At 60.4% G+C, this 17,130-nt stretch carries 17 protein-coding genes; 9 read left to right on the forward strand and 8 right to left on the reverse strand.

The window, feature by feature from the left end; genetic code table 11:
- Positions 1-62: 62 nt before the first annotated feature.
- Together F8N96_RS01180 and F8N96_RS01185 are read left to right on the forward strand one after the other, a co-directional pair.
- A complete protein-coding gene (locus F8N96_RS01180; RefSeq protein ID WP_150796214.1) occupies positions 63-1,001 on the forward strand; it encodes a cyclase family protein in 939 nt (312 codons plus the stop codon).
- An 88-nt stretch (positions 1,002-1,089) separates the two neighbouring features.
- Entirely contained in the window at positions 1,090-2,025 is a 936-nt protein-coding gene (locus F8N96_RS01185) for a LysR family transcriptional regulator (protein WP_150796215.1), read from the forward strand.
- Between the two features lie 42 nt (positions 2,026-2,067).
- On the opposite strand, the gene F8N96_RS01190 is transcribed toward F8N96_RS01185, so the two are convergent.
- Positions 2,068-2,382: an NIPSNAP family protein gene (locus tag F8N96_RS01190; protein ID WP_150796216.1), complete on the reverse strand. Its 315-nt coding sequence runs from the start codon at positions 2,380-2,382 to the stop codon at positions 2,068-2,070.
- Positions 2,383-2,395: 13 nt separating this feature from the next.
- Positions 2,396-3,562, reverse strand: a complete 1,167-nt coding sequence (locus F8N96_RS01195; RefSeq protein ID WP_150796217.1) for an iron-containing alcohol dehydrogenase — start codon at positions 3,560-3,562, stop codon at positions 2,396-2,398.
- Between the two features lie 154 nt (positions 3,563-3,716).
- On the opposite strand from F8N96_RS01195, the gene F8N96_RS01200 reads away from it, so the two are divergent.
- The 3 genes from F8N96_RS01200 to F8N96_RS01210 all read left to right on the forward strand — a co-directional run bounded on the left by F8N96_RS01200 (position 3,717) and on the right by F8N96_RS01210 (position 6,752).
- Positions 3,717-4,505, forward strand: coding sequence for an SDR family oxidoreductase (locus F8N96_RS01200; protein ID WP_150796218.1), 789 nt, complete (start codon positions 3,717-3,719; stop codon positions 4,503-4,505).
- A 114-nt stretch (positions 4,506-4,619) separates the two neighbouring features.
- Positions 4,620-5,933 (forward strand): MFS transporter, encoded by a 1,314-nt coding sequence (locus F8N96_RS01205; RefSeq protein ID WP_150796219.1) that lies wholly within the window; start codon positions 4,620-4,622, stop codon positions 5,931-5,933.
- Between the two features lie 222 nt (positions 5,934-6,155).
- Positions 6,156-6,752: a DinB family protein gene (locus F8N96_RS01210; RefSeq protein ID WP_150796220.1), complete on the forward strand. Its 597-nt coding sequence runs from the start codon at positions 6,156-6,158 to the stop codon at positions 6,750-6,752.
- Here the strand turns inward: F8N96_RS01210 and F8N96_RS01215 are convergent.
- The 4 genes from F8N96_RS01215 to F8N96_RS01235 all read right to left on the reverse strand — a co-directional run bounded on the left by F8N96_RS01215 (position 6,673) and on the right by F8N96_RS01235 (position 11,013).
- Positions 6,673-7,593, reverse strand: a complete 921-nt coding sequence (locus tag F8N96_RS01215) for a LysR substrate-binding domain-containing protein (RefSeq protein WP_150796221.1) — start codon at positions 7,591-7,593, stop codon at positions 6,673-6,675. The two genes, F8N96_RS01210 and F8N96_RS01215, sit on opposite strands and share 80 nt — an antisense overlap.
- An 83-nt stretch (positions 7,594-7,676) precedes the next feature.
- Positions 7,677-8,762 (reverse strand): RHS repeat-associated core domain-containing protein, encoded by a 1,086-nt coding sequence (locus F8N96_RS01220; RefSeq protein ID WP_150796222.1) that lies wholly within the window; start codon positions 8,760-8,762, stop codon positions 7,677-7,679.
- Between the two features lie 333 nt (positions 8,763-9,095).
- Entirely contained in the window at positions 9,096-9,455 is a 360-nt protein-coding gene (locus tag F8N96_RS01225; RefSeq protein ID WP_150796223.1) for a DUF6124 family protein, read from the reverse strand.
- 658 nt (positions 9,456-10,113) lie between these two features.
- Positions 10,114-11,013: a LysR substrate-binding domain-containing protein gene (locus tag F8N96_RS01235; RefSeq protein WP_064677132.1), complete on the reverse strand. Its 900-nt coding sequence runs from the start codon at positions 11,011-11,013 to the stop codon at positions 10,114-10,116.
- A 208-nt stretch (positions 11,014-11,221) separates the two neighbouring features.
- On the opposite strand from F8N96_RS01235, the gene F8N96_RS01240 reads away from it, so the two are divergent.
- The 3 genes from F8N96_RS01240 to F8N96_RS01250 are packed head-to-tail and all read left to right on the forward strand — an operon-like array spanning position 11,222 to position 13,476.
- A complete protein-coding gene (locus F8N96_RS01240) occupies positions 11,222-12,238 on the forward strand; it encodes an aldo/keto reductase (protein WP_150796224.1) in 1,017 nt (338 codons plus the stop codon).
- 2 nt (positions 12,239-12,240) lie between these two features.
- Positions 12,241-13,038 carry an SDR family NAD(P)-dependent oxidoreductase gene (locus F8N96_RS01245; protein ID WP_150796225.1) on the forward strand — a complete coding sequence of 266 codons (798 nt, stop codon included), beginning with the start codon at positions 12,241-12,243 and terminating at the stop codon, positions 13,036-13,038.
- A gap of 27 nt (positions 13,039-13,065) precedes the next feature.
- Positions 13,066-13,476 carry an SRPBCC family protein gene (locus tag F8N96_RS01250; protein WP_150796226.1) on the forward strand — a complete coding sequence of 137 codons (411 nt, stop codon included), beginning with the start codon at positions 13,066-13,068 and terminating at the stop codon, positions 13,474-13,476.
- A 122-nt stretch (positions 13,477-13,598) separates the two neighbouring features.
- Here the strand turns inward: F8N96_RS01250 and F8N96_RS01255 are convergent, their stop codons facing one another.
- Together F8N96_RS01255 and F8N96_RS01260 are read right to left on the reverse strand one after the other, a co-directional pair.
- The gene (locus tag F8N96_RS01255; RefSeq protein WP_150796227.1) at positions 13,599-14,996 is read right to left on the reverse strand and encodes a sensor histidine kinase; all 1,398 of its coding nucleotides are present in this window, start codon (positions 14,994-14,996) and stop codon (positions 13,599-13,601) included.
- A complete protein-coding gene (locus tag F8N96_RS01260) occupies positions 14,974-15,657 on the reverse strand; it encodes a response regulator transcription factor (RefSeq protein WP_150796228.1) in 684 nt (227 codons plus the stop codon). Before F8N96_RS01260 ends, F8N96_RS01255 begins: the two co-directional genes overlap by 23 nt.
- 398 nt (positions 15,658-16,055) lie before the next feature.
- Here F8N96_RS01260 and F8N96_RS01265 point away from each other — a divergent pair, with 398 nt between their 5' ends.
- Positions 16,056-16,991: a hypothetical protein gene (locus F8N96_RS01265; protein ID WP_150796229.1), complete on the forward strand. Its 936-nt coding sequence runs from the start codon at positions 16,056-16,058 to the stop codon at positions 16,989-16,991.
- Positions 16,992-17,130: the final 139 nt, after the last annotated feature.

Raw genomic sequence — 17,130 nt, forward strand, 5'->3', positions numbered from 1 at the left:
TCTGTTTCCCCACCGCAGGGCTGCGTACCTTGGGTTCATTGCAACCAGACAAGGCCCTCCCCATGCTGAACCGATTGGTACTGCCGTTTACCCTGTTGTTCACCCTCAATGCCGCCTACGCCGCGGAGACCGAAAAATGGTATCCGTCGAAATACGGCGCCCAGGATGAGATCGGCGCGCTGAATCTGTTGAACGCCGAGTCGGTGCTCAACGCCGCGAAACTGATCAAGACCGGCAAAACCTACCCCTTGGCCGTGCCCATCGATAAAAACCTGCCGGCCTTCCGCCATCGCAGTTTTCATCTGACCAACATCCAGCCCGGCGAAGCCGGCGGCACCACCATGGGGCCGAACAAATTCACCTTCAACGACGAACTGGTGGTGGGCTGGACCGGTGTCGGCACCCAACTCAACGGCATCGGCCACATCGGCATCGACAACGTCTATTACAACGGCAACCGCGCCGCGGACTTCGTGACCGTGGAAGGGGTGCAGAAACTCGGCATCGAGAAAGTCCCGCCGATCGTCACCCGTGGCGTGGTGCTGGACATGACGGCGGTGTACGGCAGCGCGATCGTGCCGGAGAAAACCGAGTTCAGCGTCGCCGATATCCAGAAAGCCCTGGACCTGCAAGGCATCACTATCCAGAAAGGCGACGTGGTGCTGTTCAACACCGGGTGGCTCGAGCTGCTGGGCAAGGACAACGAGAAATTCCTCGCCGTGGAACCGGGCATCGGCATGGCGGCGGCCAAGTGGCTGGCGGACAAACAGATCGTCGCGTTCGGCGGCGATACCTGGGCCTCGGAAATCTACCCGGGCAAAGACGGCCAGGAGTTTCCGGTCAATCAATTCATGCTGGCCAAGAACGGCATCTACAACCTCGAGCTGATCGACAGCCGCGCGCTGGTCAGGGACAAGGCCTGGGAGTTCATGTTCGTCCTCGGGCAGCCGCTGTACAAGGGCTCGACCCAGGTCAACATCAACCCGGTGGCGATTCGCTGACACCCACCTTTAACTCGCAACGGGCCCGGGGATGACTTCATCGCCTGGCCCGTTTTTGTCGTTGGATTGTCCTTTGAAGAGAGAACATATGGATAAGGTTCCTTCCCTTTGCAGTATTGCGGCACGCCTGCGCCTCAAACAATTGCGCCTGCTGATCGCGCTGGATGATCGCGGCTCCTTGCACAAGGCCGCCGAGCACATTTCGATTTCCCAGTCCGGCGCCACCAAGGCCTTGCATGAAGTCGAGTCGATGATCGGCATGCCGTTGTTCGAACGCCAGCCCAAAGGCCTGGTGGCCAATGAAATGGGCCGGTGCATGATTCGTTATGCGCGGCTGATCTACAGCGACGTTGCGCACCTGCGCGAAGAAATGCTCAGCATCATGCAGGGCCAGGGTGGGCGGCTGTCGGTGGGGGTCATCATGGGCGCCGTGCCCTTGTTGAGCCGGGCCTTGACCGAGCTGCGGCTCAAGCAGCCGCAGCTGTCGGTCGAACTGGTGGAAAACACCAGCGCCACCTTGCTCGGCTTGCTGGATCAGGGACGGCTGGACCTGGCCATTTGCCGCGCCAGCGTCGGCCAGCGCTCGGCCACTTACGACTGCATCGAATTGACCGAGGAACCCTTGGCGGTGGTCGCCAGCAAGCACCACCCGCTGGCCGCTGCCCAGGCGTTGCAGCTGTCGCAGCTTAGCGATTACCGCTGGGTGGTCTACCCCAAGGACATGCCGATGCGCCAGGCCCTGGAGCGTGAACTCAACGAGGCGGGCCTGCAGGTGCCGCGTTATCCGCTGGAAACCTCGTCGACCTTCGCCACCATCCTGCTGGTGCAGCAGGATCCGACCCTGTTGGCGGTGATCCCGGTGGAAGTCGCCGAATTCTGCGAGCAGTTCGACCTGCTGGTGAAACTGCCGGTGTCGCTGCGGGCCTTGATCGAACCTTATGGCGTGATCAGCCGGGCCGGCGCCGACCTGTCGCCGGCGGCGGCCCTGCTGATCCACGAATTGCAGCAGGGCCTGACTGCTTGATCACGATCGGGCTTTGTGTCGGCTGTCGGTCAGGTTCAGGGGTTATTTAATTGGGGAGAAATCAGCTGGAATCAGCAATTTCGATTCCATCTTTTCCAGCATCGGGAATGCGATCGGCACAAAGCCCTCAAGCCAGTCCGGATCCTGATACAGCGCGGCGCGTTTGTTGATCCGCTCATCCAGGCTCTCGTAGGCCCAGATGTGGATCACCTGGTTGAGCTCGCCGATTTCCGTGTACCACCAGCCCACCAGGGTGGCGTAGCGGGAGATCACCGGCAGGCCGTTTTCCTCGAAGTGCTTGAGGTAGGTCTGCATCTTGCCGATCTGAATCGTGTAGGTGCGCATTTCGTAAAACATGGGATGTGTTCTCTCAGGAATGAATGCCGTGGAAAGCGTTGCCGATGATCCGTTCGATGTCGGCGGCGGTGGTCAGGCGCGGGTTGACCAGCACGTTGCCGCTGCGCATCGAGTCGCTGACCATCTGCGGCATGTGGTCCAGGTCCACGCCCAGGTCCTTGATGTTGTCGGGAATGCCGATGGCCTGGTTCAGCGCCACCACGTGCTCCACGACTTTGTGCCCGGCGCGGGCGGGGCTCAGGCCGTCGACGTTCTCGCCCATGGCGATAGCGATCTCGCGAAACAATTCCGGGCAGGCCGCCAGGTTGTATTCGATGACATAGGGCAGCAGCGTGGCATTGGCGATGCCATGGGGAATGTTGAACACTCCGCCGAAGGTGTGAGAGATCGCATGCACGTTACCCAGCTTCGATTGGGCGAACGCCACCCCGGCGAGGAACGAACCGAGCAGCATCTGCTCCCGGGCGTGCAAGTCCGAGCCGCTGAAAAACGCTTTCGGCAGATGCGTGCAGATCATCTTGATCGCTTGCAGGGCCAGCGCCTGGCTGACCGGGTTGGCTTGCTTGGAGACGTAGGATTCGATGGCATGGGTCAAGGCATCCATGCCTGTGGCGGCGGTGATCGACGGCGGCAACTTCAGGGTCAGCTCGGCATCGAGAATCGCCAGTTTCGGAAACAGCGCCGGGCTGATGATCACCGTCTTGAACAGGGTCTTGGTGTTGGTAAACACCGTGGACGCGGTGCATTCGCTGCCGGTGCCGGAGGTGGTCGGAATCGCAAAAATCGGCAGTGGCGGCTGCAGCAGTTTGTCGTAGCCTTCGTAGTCGAGGATGTTGCCGGGGTTGGTGGCCATGGCCGCGACCCCCTTGGCGGTGTCGATGCTACTGCCGCCACCGACGCCGATCACCGAATCGCAGTCATGGTTTTTCAGGAACGCCACGGCACGCTCCAGCACGTCGGTCGTGGGGTTGGGCTCGACCCCGGAAAACACTTCGTAGCTGATTTCGCTTTTGGCCAGCGAGGCAAAAAAGCCTTCCAGCACGCCCGACGCGATCAGCCCTTGATCGGTGACCACCAGCAGTTTTCTGCGCACATGGGGCTTGAGCAATTCGCCGGCCTGACGCACCAGGCCGTTACCGCTCTTCAAGGTCGTGGGGAAGTAAAACTGAAACGGGTTCATGGGTTTCTCCGGTTCTTATTGGTGCGCAAACACTAATAAGCGCCGCAGACGGCCGATAATGAAAAGGTCTGATCCGGTGATCACCCTTTGTCATCCCCCGCCGAGCCGGGTTGCAGTGGTAACTTAAGGTTTTACAACGGTCAGGAGCAGGGTCATGGAATTGGGAATAACGGGGCGCTGGGCGATCGTCTGTGCCGCCAGCAAGGGCCTGGGACTGGCCTGTGCGCGGGCCTTGGCGAAGGAGGGCGTCAATCTGGTGATCAACGCCCGCGGTAATGACACCTTGCAGGCTGCCGCCACCGAATTGCGCCAACTGGCACCGGGCATCGAAGTGCGCACGGTGGCCGGGGACATCAGCGAGCCGGCGGTGCGTGAGCAGGTATTGGCCGCCTGTGCGCAGGTGGACATCCTGGTCAATAACGCAGGCGGGCCGCCACCGGGGGACTTCCGCGACTGGCAGCGCGAGGACTGGCTGAAGGCGCTGGATGCCAACATGCTGGCGCCCATCGAGCTGATCAAGGCTTGCGTCGATGGCATGGCCGAGCGCGGTTTCGGGCGTATCGTCAACATCACTTCCGGCGCGGTGAAGGCGCCGATCGATGTGCTTGGCCTGTCCAATGGAGCGCGCAGCGGGCTGACCGGTTTCATCGCCGGGCTCGCGCGGCAGTCGCGGCTGGCAGGCAACAACGTGACCATCAACAACTTGCTGCCGGGGCCGTTCGAGACCGAGCGCCTGCACAAGACCTTGAGCGCTGCCGCCGACGCCAACGGCACCAGTGTCGACAGCATCAGCGAACAGCGGCGCAAACATGTTCCGGCCCAGCGCTTCGGCCAGCCCGATGAGTTCGGCGCTTATTGCGCGTTCATCTGCAGCGCCCACGCCGGCTTCCTCACCGGGCAAAACCTGTTGCTGGACGGCGGCAGTTACCCCGGAACCTTCTGATCTTTGGGGGGATGACGTTCGGTGATCCCCCAATCAGATCCCCTCATTATTCAGCAGTCGGGCGCGTGATTAGAGTGGAGCCGCTTTTCTCCACAACAATAAAGAGCGCCCCCCATGACCAATCCGAGTGCCGAAAGCCTGCCGTTGGCAGCCGCGTCTGCAACGATGCGTCCCACCAGCGTGCGCTGGCGAATCTTCCTCATCATGCTGTTGCTGACCGCCATCAACTACATCGACCGTGCCTCGCTGTCGGTTGCCTTGCCGCTGATTTCCGCCGAGTTCCAAATCCCGCCGGCGCTGGAAGGGCTGATGCTCAGCGCGTTTTTCTGGTCCTACGCCTTGATGCAGATTCCCGGCGGCATGCTGCTGGATCGCTTCCAGACGCGGCGGGTGATTGTCATCGCGACGGTGGCCTGGGGCGCCTTCCAGGCCTTGGCTGCCGGTGCGCATAACTGGATCACCCTGCTGATCACGCGCATGGGCCTGGGCATCGCCGAGTCGCCAATCATGCCCGCCGGGGCCAAGCTCAACGGTGCCTGGCTGACCCCCAATGAACGCGGACGCGGTGCGGTCCTGGTGGACGGCGGCGCACCGTTGGGCAGTGCTTTTGGCGCGATCATCATCGCCGGCCTGATCGGCTGGTTCGACTCCTGGCGCATCGCCTTTGTGATCGCCGGCGTCGGCACCATGCTCGCCGGCGTGCTGGCCTGGAAATACATTCGCAACCATCCCAGCGAACACCCCGGCGTCAATGCCGCGGAACTGGCGCACATCACCGAGGGTAATAGCACCGTCAACCAACCCGGCGCAGTGACCAGCATCCCGCTCAAGGAACTGCTCAAGGATCGCTCGGTGCTGGCGATGTTCGCCGGCTATTGCTGCATCCTCAGCGTGTTCTACGGTTTGCTGACCTGGATGCCGAGTTACCTGCACCAGACTCACGGCCTGAACATTTCGAGCATGGGTGGCGCGACCTTCCTGATTTTCATGTGCGGCTTCGTCGGTGAGTTGGTCGGCGGTTACCTGGGGGACAAATGGAAGTTCAGCGGCGCCTCGCCCAACCTGGTGATGCGCAGCATGTTCAGCGGCTCGGCGCTGGTGGCGGCGGTGTGCATGCTGGCGGTGGCCTATGCCAGCGAGGCGAGCAAGGCGATCGGCCTGCTCTGCGTGGCGATGTTTTTCATTCGCTGGTGCGGCATGTACTGGTGCATTCCGTCGATCCTCGGCGGCACCTCGAAAACCGGCGTGCTGGCGGGCACCATGAACTTCTGCGGGAACATGGCCGGGGTTATCGTGCCGATCATGATCGGGTTGATCGTGCAGTTCACCGGTTCGTATTTCCTGGTGTTGATTTTCTTCGTGGTCATGGCCCTGTTGCTGGCGATATTCTCCAGCCTGATCGATTACCGGGAGCGGGGGCTGACGTGATATGAGCACGGTTTTGACACGGATAAAGCGCAGGTGAGTGTCGATGTCGAATGCGTGGTGGTCGGGATCGAATCGCCGGGCCTGACCAGTTGCCTGGCACTGGCCGAGCGGGTGCAGGCGATGCTGGGCCGGTAACGGGTGTACCGATGATCAGCGTCTGCGATGCCGTTCGTCGATGAGGGCTATGCTTGGCAGTGCGCCCATTGAAGTGGGAGACCTCTGATGATCAACGCACGCACTGCCCGCATGCTTGCCGATTACAAACGCTGGGCCGATCAACGCCTCTTCGACAGCCTGGCCGCCTTGCCACCGGGCGAGGTGAATAAGGATCGGGTCTCGGTATTCAAGAACATGATCGGCACCCTGAACCACATCTACGTGGTGGACTGTATCTGGCAAGCCCACCTCGAAGGCCGAGGGCACGGCTTCAAGACCTCACACGATTTGCTGCATCCCGACCTGGCCGAACTGCGCGTGGCGCAAAAGGCCATCGATCACTGGTACTGCGACTGGAGCGAACGCCAGACCGATGAATCGCTGGACCACCCCGTCGAGTTCAGCTTTGTCTCGGGCGAAAGCGGCACCATGAGCGCCGGCGCGATGCTGCTGCACGTGGTCAATCACGCCAGCTATCACCGCGGCTGGGTGGTGCAGATGTATTTCGAGATTCCGGCCATGCCACCGGTCACGGACCTGCCGGTGTACTTGCGCGAGTACGAACCGGCGCCCTTGCGATCGTTTACTGCGCCGGCGATGGCGCGGCCATGTGCTGTACAATTTTCGAGCGCAACCAGCGTTCTGCCGGATCGTTATCGTTGACCCCGTTCCAGACCATGGACAGTTCGGACAGGTTGATCTCAAACGGCGGGTCGTCGGCCCGCAGCTGACTGCTGCCTTCGATCAATGCGCACGCCGCATAGTCCGGCACCGTGGCGAGCATATCGGTACCTGCGAGCAACGCACGCAGGCCGGCGAACTGCGGCACCGCCAGCACCACCCGGCGCGAACGGCCGATACGGGCCAGGTCGTTGTCGATGGCACCGGTCAGATCCCCGGAAAACGACACCAGCGCATGGGGGCGTTCACAATAGTCATCCAGGGTCAGGGGGCCGGGACGGCTGTCGCCACGCAGGATCTTGACGCTCAGGTCCCGCAGCTTCTTGCGCTTGGCGTTGGCCGGCAGTTCCGTGGTGTAGCTGATGCCGACGGAAATTTCCCCGGAGGCGAGCATCGACGACATCAGCAGGTAATTCACCCGACGCACCACCACCACCACGTTCTGCGCCTCCTCGCGGATCTGCTTGAGCAGCGGCGGAAACAGCCCGAACTCGGCGTCGTCGGACAGGCCGATGCGAAACACATCGCGGCTGGTGGACGGGTCGAAATCCTTGGCCCGGCTGACTGCACCGGAGATGGTGTCCATCGCCGGCTGCAGCTCCTTGAGAATCTGCAGCGCGCGCTGGGTCGGCTCCAGAATCCGGCCGTTACGCACCAGCAGCGGATCGTCGAACAGATCGCGCAGCTTGGCCAGCGAGGCACTGACGGCGGGCTGGCCGAGGAACAGCTTTTCCCCGGCGCGGGTGAGGTTTTTTTCGAACATCAGGGTTTCGAAAATCACCAGCAGGTTCATGTCCACGCGGCGCAGGTCGTTGCGGTTCATGGTGGGGGGCTCTCGCGGGCTTTGGGTCTTTTCAGTAAAGCACTTATGTTTGATCGGCATCCTTCAACTGTCGGTGAACCCCTTTATTGTTTTTGTCTAATTATTTTTTTTGCTTCACTTGGCCGAACACCCAAGAGCTCACCTGTCCTCGCCATATGGTCAACTTGTTTGCGAGGTGTGAAATAATGTGGATTACTATAACTCCTTCCGTGGGCATTTTTGTAGTTTATGAGGTCTATCAATGGATTTATTTCAAGAAGTTTGTGATTGCGATATTGAGACTGCAATTCTGCACCCGTGACATTGCTGTAAGCCAGCTCTTGGAGGCTGAGACTCCTGTCACCTTTTACAAATTTACCACTTAAAGTCTTTATAGTGTTGTCGTGATAAATTGTATCCTGAGTAGCTCCAGTAATTTTTCCATTGATCCACGTCATGGTCGAATCAATCGATTTTATTCCGTTGGCGTTGACTTCAAAGCTGTCGGAATTATGCCGGCTACTAGAAGATACGGTTTCAGGTCCGCTCATCATCCTTGTTCTAACTACTTCAGGCCCGCTCATGTAAATCTTTCTCCTCGCGCCCATAGCACTCAAAAGTTTATTAAAGACATTGGAAAGAGCTTTTGGAAGTGCGAAGTTTCCACTTGGATCGTGCAAGTTGATCGGATCCCCCAAACAATAAGCATATGAGTTCACCCCGCCATTGCCGAACGGACTAAAACTGTCAGGACTGTTAAATCGCATCAATACCGGATTAAATGCCCGATAACCATTACCTAATAAATAGTGCCCGGTCACTTGGTCGGGCCGTTCGCCATTGAACCCCAGCAGGCTGAGCAACCCGTTGTCAGCGGGACGATGACCATAGGGTGAATAGCTGATGGCTTGATCTGGAGGATTGGATTTGAGGGTTTGCAGTACCGAACGCTGCTGATCGGTGGCCAGCAACGTGGTATCGAGTGCTTCGCCTTCAACGTGCTGTTGCGCCAACAGCAGGTCGCTGAGCTGGATGATTGAATACTTCATCGCACCCTGTATCTCAGTGGTCAAACGGCTTTTGCAATAGAAGCGCTGGCGCACAGGCGTTTCCGACAGGGTGTGACTGGTCAGTCGATCGAGGGGGTCGTAGCCATAACGGCAGAGCAATGTTGTTGGTTGTAATTGCATGAGGATTGCTCCGCAGGTCCGCAATAGTGGAAAGCAGTATCGACCGTTTTGCAGCGGCCGGGAACTAGCAGAACTGATAGGTTTTAGGGTTGCGCAGTGCATCCAGAACTATGTCGATTGCCTGCAATGGCGGTTTTGCAGTCGACAAGAAAGCTGACGGTGCCGGCCTCTTCGCGGGCAGGTCTCGCTCCAGGATCACCTGTGGATTTCAGAACTGTAGAAAAACGCTGAATTCCGTAGGAGCCAGGCTTGCCGGCGAAGGCGTCTTCGTGGGCAGTGCAGGGCTTGAGGCCGCCTTCGCTGGCAAGCCAGCTCCTACAGGTTTGCGTTTTACTAGGGCGGATCGAGTTGATCCAGTGCCCGGTTCACCGTTAGCTCACCTAGCATGATGACCTGTGCAATGCCTAACAGGGAGTTGCGGCTGGGGCCATCCATATGGTCCGCCAGGTCCATGGCCATGACATTGGCCGAGGCCAGCGATTCGCAGGCATGGGCCAGCAGGGTTTCGGTATCGAGCTGCGGGTTGACGATGAACATCGTGCCGGGTGCGCGCGGGGTGGCTTTGATGTCGGCGGGAGTATTGAGGTGAAAATCGAGGGTGCGATCGGCGGCTTCGTGGAGTTTTTTTGAATCGAGGTTTTCGTTGGGGGATGCTGGATCGGTGTCCGGGGGATTTGGGGTGACCTTGAACATGGTGGAACTCCTAGAGAATTGGAGCTGCCACCAGTCGCTGCGAAACGAAAAAAAGGTGGCAACTGTACGCGGGTTCGCAGACCAGGACTCTAGGAACCCGGCAGACCCGAAAGTCTCCCACGCACAGCCGCCATGACATGAGTGACAGACCTGACAAAGCGTCTGCTCACGGACGGTAGACGTTGTGCGTCTAGAGTTTACCCGGGCTGCGAAACCCGATCACTGATGGTCAGTGACGGGAATCAAGTTACCGAGCGGCTTCAAGGCGCACAAGCCGGTGGATTCTGGCGTAACTGTAGGCAACGGCGCAAGAAGGTGTAGCTTTCGTGAAGTAAACTGCAGGGCGTTTAAACAAGTGCCGCTGGTCGGTGTTTAATTCACGGATTTCGCGGCAAAAATACATCTGCCGGATACCACGGACCTGTGGGAGCGAGCCTGCTCGCGAATGCGGAGTGTCAGGCGACATCAATGTTGTCTGGCACATCGCAATCGCGAGCAGGCTCGCTCCCACAGGTCCGTGTCCGACACAACATTGTTGTCGCCTGACACTCCGCCTTCGCGGGCAAGCCCGCTCCCACAGGGGCTGTGCTGACCTGACAGGTCGGTTGGATCATCCTCCCTTTTCCCGACAGGTATCAGGTGGATAATCCATCCGTTTTTATGTTGCAGGACCCGGTTCTGTCAGTACCTTCCTGAACGTCTCGACCAAGGGCCGCAGGTTGATCCGGTGCCACGCCGCCCACAGCGGTGTGGTGAAGGAAATCCACGGCACCTCCCGCAAGACCACGCCCGGTGGCGCATTGCGACTCAAGCCTTTCTGGATCATCGCAATCCCCAGCCCTGACGCCACCAGTCCCAGCGCGGTAAACGGTTCGGTGGCTTCCATGCGGATGTCCGGGGTGAAGCCGGCGCGGATGCAGGCGCTGACGAAGTCTTCGCGGCTGGCGCAGTTCTGGCGGTGTTGCACGCCGATCCATTCCTGATCGGCCAGGTCCGCCGGGGTCAGGGTTGTCTGCTGCGCCAGAGGATGATGCTCGGGCAAGGCCAGCAGCATCGGGTCGTCCAGTACCTGGAAACCCAGCAGGTCCGGGTCGTCGGCGACGGGCGGTTCGCTGACCAGGGCGATATCGAGACTACGCTGTCGCAGGCCTTCGAGTTGTTCGGCGGAACTCAGGTTGTACAGCGCGACGTGCACGTTCGGCCGGTCGACCCGCAGCACCCGCAAGGCGTTCGGCAGCACCCCGGCATGCATGGCGTTTTCGATGTAGCCGATGCACAGGCCGCCTTCTTCGCCGCGACCCAGGCGCTTGCCCAGGGATTCCAGGCGGTTGGCGTGGGTCAGCAGGGCGCGGGTTTCGGCGAGAAAGGTCTGGCCGTCGCGGGTCAGGCGGATGCGCTGCTGGCTGCGTTCGAACAAGGTCAACCCCAGGCGTTCCTCGAGCTGGGCGATCTGCCGGCTCAGGGGCGACTGGGAGATGTGCAGGCGTTCGGCGGCGCGACCGACGTGTTCTTCTTCGGCGACGGCGACGAAGTAGCGCAACTGGCGGATGTCGATCATGTCAGACCTCTAGGGACTCAAGTGCTGCACATTATGTCTTGGACGGTCCGATCATCGCAATCTAGGATTTGCTCATCGACAACGCAACACAAACCGTTCTGTAGGGGTCGGCTTGCTGGAGATAGCGGATCGTCCAGCAATAATTGTGGCGACTGTTCCAGCGTTTTCGCCGGCAAGCCGGCTCCTGCATATTCAAGAGGATTCATTCATGAGCTTGAAAGACAAACTGCCCGGCACCCTGGGTTTTGGTACCGCACCCTTGGGCAACATGTTCCGCGCCATTCCCGAAGAGGAGGCGATGGCCACCGTGCACGCCGCCTGGGATGCCGGCGTGCGTTACTTCGACACCGCGCCGTTCTACGGTTCGGGCCTGTCGGAAATCCGTCTGGGCGCCGCGCTGGCCCAGTACAACCGCGACGACTATGTGCTCAGCAGCAAGGTCGGTCGGGTGATTCTCGATGAAGTCGAAGACGCCTCGGCCCGGGATCTGGGCGAGAAGAGCGGGGTGTTCGAACACGGGCGCCCGAACAAGATCGTCAATGACTACAGCGCCGACGCAACCCTGCGTTCGATCGAAGACAGCCTCAAGCGTTTGCAAACCGATCGCCTGGACATCGTCTGGGTGCACGACATCGCCCAGGACTTCTATGGGGATCAATGGCTCGAATATTTCAATCAGGCCCGCACCGGCGCGTTCAAAGTGCTGACCCGTTTGCGCGAAGAAGGGGTGATCAAGGGCTGGGGCCTGGGCGTGAACAAGGTCGAACCTTGCGAACTGACCCTTGATCTGACCGAAGCGCAACCGGACGGTTTTCTGCTGGCGGGGCGCTACACCTTGCTCGATCATGACCGTGCGTTGCAGCGTTTGATGGACGCGGCGCTGGCGCAGAACGTCGAGATCGTGGTCGGTGGTCCGTACAGCTCGGGCATTTTGGCGGGCGGCGCGCACTTCGAGTACCAGAAGGCCAGCCCGGCGATCGTCAATAAAGTCGAGCAGATCAAACGCATCGCGGCGGCCCACGGTGTCGACATCAAGGCGGCGGCGTTGCAGTTCTCCCTGGCGAACCCGGCGGTGGCGGCGGTGATTCCAGGTTCCAGCCGTCCGGACCGGATTGCCGAAGATGTGGCTGCGTTGTCGGCGGTGATTCCCGCAGCGTTCTGGCAGGCGATGCGCGAGGCTAAGCTGGTGTCCGAGCGCGCACCATTGCCCATCACAGGAGCTTGAGCATGAAAATCGATCTGACTGGAAAACTCGCCATCGTCAGCGGCAGCACCGCCGGCATTGGCCTGGGCATCAGCAAGGCGCTGACCGAGTCCGGTGCCACGGTGGTGGTGATCGGCCGCGACACGGCCAAGGTCGAGCAGGCGCTGGCGAGCATTCGCCAGCAGGTGCCCGGTGCGCAGCTGCGTGGGCTGACCGCCGACCTCGGTACGGCTGAAGGCGCGGATAAACTGTTCGCCGCCGAACCACGGGCAGACATTCTGGTGAACAACCTGGGGATCTACGACGCGGTGGATTTCTTCGACACGCCCGATAGCGAGTGGACACGCTTCTACGAGGTCAACGTGATCTCCGGGGTACGCCTGTCCCGGCACTACGTGCCGGACATGGTCAAGCAGGGCTGGGGGCGGGTGATTTTCCTGTCTTCGGAATCCGGGATCGCGATCCCCGCGGATATGCTCAACTATGGCGTGACCAAAAGCGCCAACCTGGCGGTGTCCCACGGACTGGCCAAACGGCTGGCCGGCACTGGGGTAACGGTCAATGCGATCCTGCCGGGCCCGACGTTGACCGACGGCGTGGAGCTGATGCTCAAGGATGCCATTGCCGCGTCCGGTCGCAGTGTTCAGGAAGAAGCCGACGCCTTTGTGCAAAAGTCGCGGCCGACATCGATCATCCAGCGCGTGGCGAATGTCGAGGAAGTGGCGAACCTGGTGGCCTATATTGCTTCGCCGCTATCCTCGGCCACCACTGGCGCGGCTCTTCGAGTCGACGGCGGTGTCGTCGACAGCATGGCGATTTGAACCTTACTGATCAAGAGAGAACAGTACATGGCAACTGCATCAGCGTTTATCGATATCCCGGCTTCGGCCGATCAGGTCTGGCAATTGATCGGCGGCTTCAACTCGCTGCCGGACTGGCTGCCGTTCATTCCCCAAAGCGAGCTGAGCGAAGGCGGGCGGGTGCGCAGTCTGCAAACGGCGGATGGGGCGGTAGTGGTGGAGCGGCTTCAGGCGTTTGATGACGCGGCGAAGACGTACAGCTACTCGATTGTGCAGGCGCCGTTTCCGGCGACTGACTATCTGGCGACTATCCGCGTTGAAGCGCAAGGGCAGGGTGCGCGGGTGACCTGGTCCGGGCAGTTTGCGCCGGTGGGTGTGAGTGATGAGGAAGTGGTGGCGTTGTTTACCGGGATTTATCAAGGTGGGCTGGAAGCCTTGCGGGCCAACTACCCGGCCTGACAACACCACAAATCCCCTGTAGGAGCCGGCTTGCCGGCGAAGGCGTCCGTTCAGTGACAACTATGTCGACTGATCCACCGCCTTCGCCAGCAAGCCGGCTCCTACAGGGGGGGCTTCGTGTGTCAGGTCTGGGGGATCAGGCTCTGTCGGCAATCGAGCACCAACCGCGCCCCACCCAATTCACTGCTACCCACCTCCAGCGTAAACCCATGCAGGCTGACAATCGCCGCCACGATCGACAGCCCCAGCCCGAACCCGCTTTGCTGATTGCCACCCTCGGCGCGATAGAAGCGCTGGAATACGGCTTCCCGTTCACCTTCAGCAATCCCGGGCCCGGAGTCGAGCACTTCGATTCGCGTATGCCCACCTTCATCGACCCCACGCAACACCACCTCGCCACCGGGCGGTGTGAATTTGATCGAATTGCTCAGCAGGTTCGCCACCGCTTCAAACAACAATGCCCGATCCCCATTCAATAGCGGCAATGACTCAGGCAATTGCAGCCGGAAACCCAGCGCACCTTCTTCCGCCAACGGCAGGTAAAACTCGTGCAGTTCCTGCAACAACGGCAGCGGATCCAGCTGCACGAAACCGGAACGCCGCTGGCGGTCTTCCAGTTCGGAAATGCGCAGCAATCCGCGAAAGCGCGCCATCAAGGTGTCGGCCTCGGCGAGCACCGAGTCCAGTTGCGCCGCCTCCCGGGAGCCTTCGCCCGCCTGTTGCTGCAGGCGGTACAACTGAGCGCGCAAGCGGGTCAGCGGCGTGCGCAGGTCATGGGCGATGTTGTCGCACACGCCCTTGACTTCATTCATCAAGCGTTCAATGCGCTCGAGCATGGCGTTGACGATGGCCGCCAGCATGTCCAGTTCATCGCGGCGACTGCTGGACAGCGGCAAGCGACGGGTCAGGTCGCCGGCGACGATCGCTTCGGCGCTGGCCTGGATCCCGCGAATACGCCGCAGGGGGCGGCGGCGCAACAGGTGCCAACCGACGATGCCCGGGACAATGGTCAGGGTCACGCCCCAGAACAAGGCGTGCAGAATGATCCGGGTCACGGCAAACAGCGAGCCGTTGTCCCGCAGCAGCACCAGCCAGCGACCGTCCCTGGCCTGGGTGGCCACGGCGTCGCAACTGTCGTTGGGCAGGGTCGGGTCATCGGAGTCGGCGCAGTCGCTGAGCATGTGGATCTTGCCGTCCAGCGGCAGGCCTTTGGGGATATGGCGCAGGGCACCGCTGAGATAGCGATGCTGTTCATCGAACAGGCCATAGGCGTCGAGGCCGGGAATGTCGAAGGTCATGCTGACGGCGAGGGCATCGACCAGCTGTTCGCCGGAAAAACGCGAGAACAAGTGCTGACGTTGCATCAGCGAGTGTTTGGCCAGGTTGTCCAGGTAAGCGGAGACCTCGTAGTACATGACCCCCATGAGTATCCCGCTCCAAAGCACGAACAGCGAACTGTAGAGCGCCAGCAGGCGGCTGCTGGAAGAGCGCCAGCCTTTAGACGGGTTCGGCAATGACATAACCCGAGCCTCGCACGGTCCGAATCAGTGGGGCGTTGCCCGGCGGGTCGATCTTCTTGCGCAGACGGCCGATATGCACGTCGATCAGGTTGGTGCCGGGGTCGAAGTGGTAACCCCAGACCTCTTCGAAAATCATCATTCGCGACAGGATCTGCCCGGTGTTGCGCATCAGGAACTCCAGCAGCTTGTACTCGGTGGGCAGCAAGGTCAGCAGCTGCCCGTTGCGGCTGGCTTCGTGGCTGATCAGGTTCAGCTCCAGGTCCGCCACCCGCAGCGTGGTGGCCTGGGCGGTCACGGTGTTCTGTCGGCGCAGCAGCACTTCGACCCGGGCGGCCATTTCATCTGTGGCGAAGGGTTTGGTCAGGTAATCGTCACCCCCGGCACGCAAACCGCGCACCCGCTCATCGACATCGGAGAGGGCGCTGATCATCAGGATCGGCGTGGCCACGCCCATGGTCCGCAGGGTGGTGACAATCGCCAGGCCATCGAGCTCGGGCAGCATGCGGTCGAGGGTGATCAGGTCGTAGTCGCCACTGACCGCGCGCGCCAGACCTTCGCGACCGTTGTCGACCCAATCGACGTCGAGGCCGTGGCTGCTCAATTCGGCGACGATTTCCCTGGCGGTCACGGCGTCGTCTTCGATGGTCAGGATGCGGGTCATGGGATGGGCCTGTCTGGAGTTCACAACGTTGTGTGGCATTTTGCCAAGAAATGATCGCAGGCTTTCTGAATAAAACTTCATGTGGGCTGTAAAGATCAACAGATCGCAGCCTGCGCCGACCACATTCGACCGTAATCCCGCAGGTGTTCCAGATTCCCCCGTAGGAGCTGTCGAGCGCAGCGGGGCTGGGATCTTGCCTTCAATGACCCTGCCTTTCAGGCAATGCATAAAACCCGCTGCTTTTACCTGTTCCTTGCAAATTGCATGGAAATTGGAAGTTCAATCTTTATAACTTATTGAAATTTAACGATTTATTAAAATTTCGTGACTGGCACGTTGACTGCACTTGTTCATTCGAAGAGTTGTAACACCATTTTTCTGCCTGGAGCGATAAAACAATGAATAGATCCCCTGATGGTTTCTATCCTGCCGAATACGAATCGAGCTCACGCTCTGGCGTGTCCTGGGGGGCCATTTTCGCCGGTGCCGCGGCGGCGGCTGCATTGTCGCTGATCCTGGTGCTGCTCGGTTTTGGCCTGGGTTTTTCGGCGGTGTCGCCCTGGGCCAATGAAGGCGTAAGCGCCAAGGGCCTGGGCATTTCCACGATTGTCTGGCTGGCGTTCACCCAGATCGTTGCCTCCGGGCTGGGCGGTTATATCGCCGGTCGCCTGCGGGTGAAGTGGGCGAACATGCATGGCGATGAGGTGTACTTCCGTGATACCGCCCATGGCTTCCTGGCCTGGTGCGTGGCGACGCTGGTGACGGCGACGCTGATCGTCGGCTCGATCAGCAGCATCGTCAGTGGCGGTGTGCAGGCGGGCGCCAGTGTGGCCGGCGGTGCCGTCAGTGCCGCGACTCAAGCGGCGGGTACCGCGGCGGGCAATACCGACAGTGACCAGTACGGTTACTACATCGACAGCCTGTTCCGCGATGATCGCCCGGCCGCCGTCAGCGATGATGCCGCCCGTGGCACCGTGACCCGCATCTTCGTGCGCAGCTTGAGCGACGGCCAACTGTCCGCCGAAGACCGTACCTACCTGGCGCAACTGGTCGCCCAGCGGACCAACCTGACTCAGGCGGATGCCGAACGTCGTGTCGATGAGGTCTATGCCCGCACCCAGAAAGCCGTGGCCGACGCCAAGCTGGCTGCCCAGCAAGCCGCTGACACCGCGGCGAAAGTGGCTGCAATGACCGCGCTGTGGATGTTCGTTGCGCTGCTGATCGGTGCGTTTTTCGCCAGCCTTGCTGCAACTTTCGGTGGTCGTCGTCGGGATGCGGTCGAGTACCTCGAAACGGACCCTTACGTCACCACGACTTCCATACCTGTTCGTTAACCCAGGAGAACTCCCATGCGCTCATTACTGCTGTTCTTTCTCGGCATACCTATCCCGATCATTATCCTGATCGCTCTGTTTACCTGATACTACTGAGGCTTGTGCCTCTGCCGCTTCCGCCTCTGGTGGAAGCGGCGTT

It is taken from the genome of Pseudomonas fluorescens (assembly GCF_902497855.1).
Lineage (GTDB): Bacteria > Pseudomonadota > Gammaproteobacteria > Pseudomonadales > Pseudomonadaceae > Aquipseudomonas > Aquipseudomonas fluorescens_BI.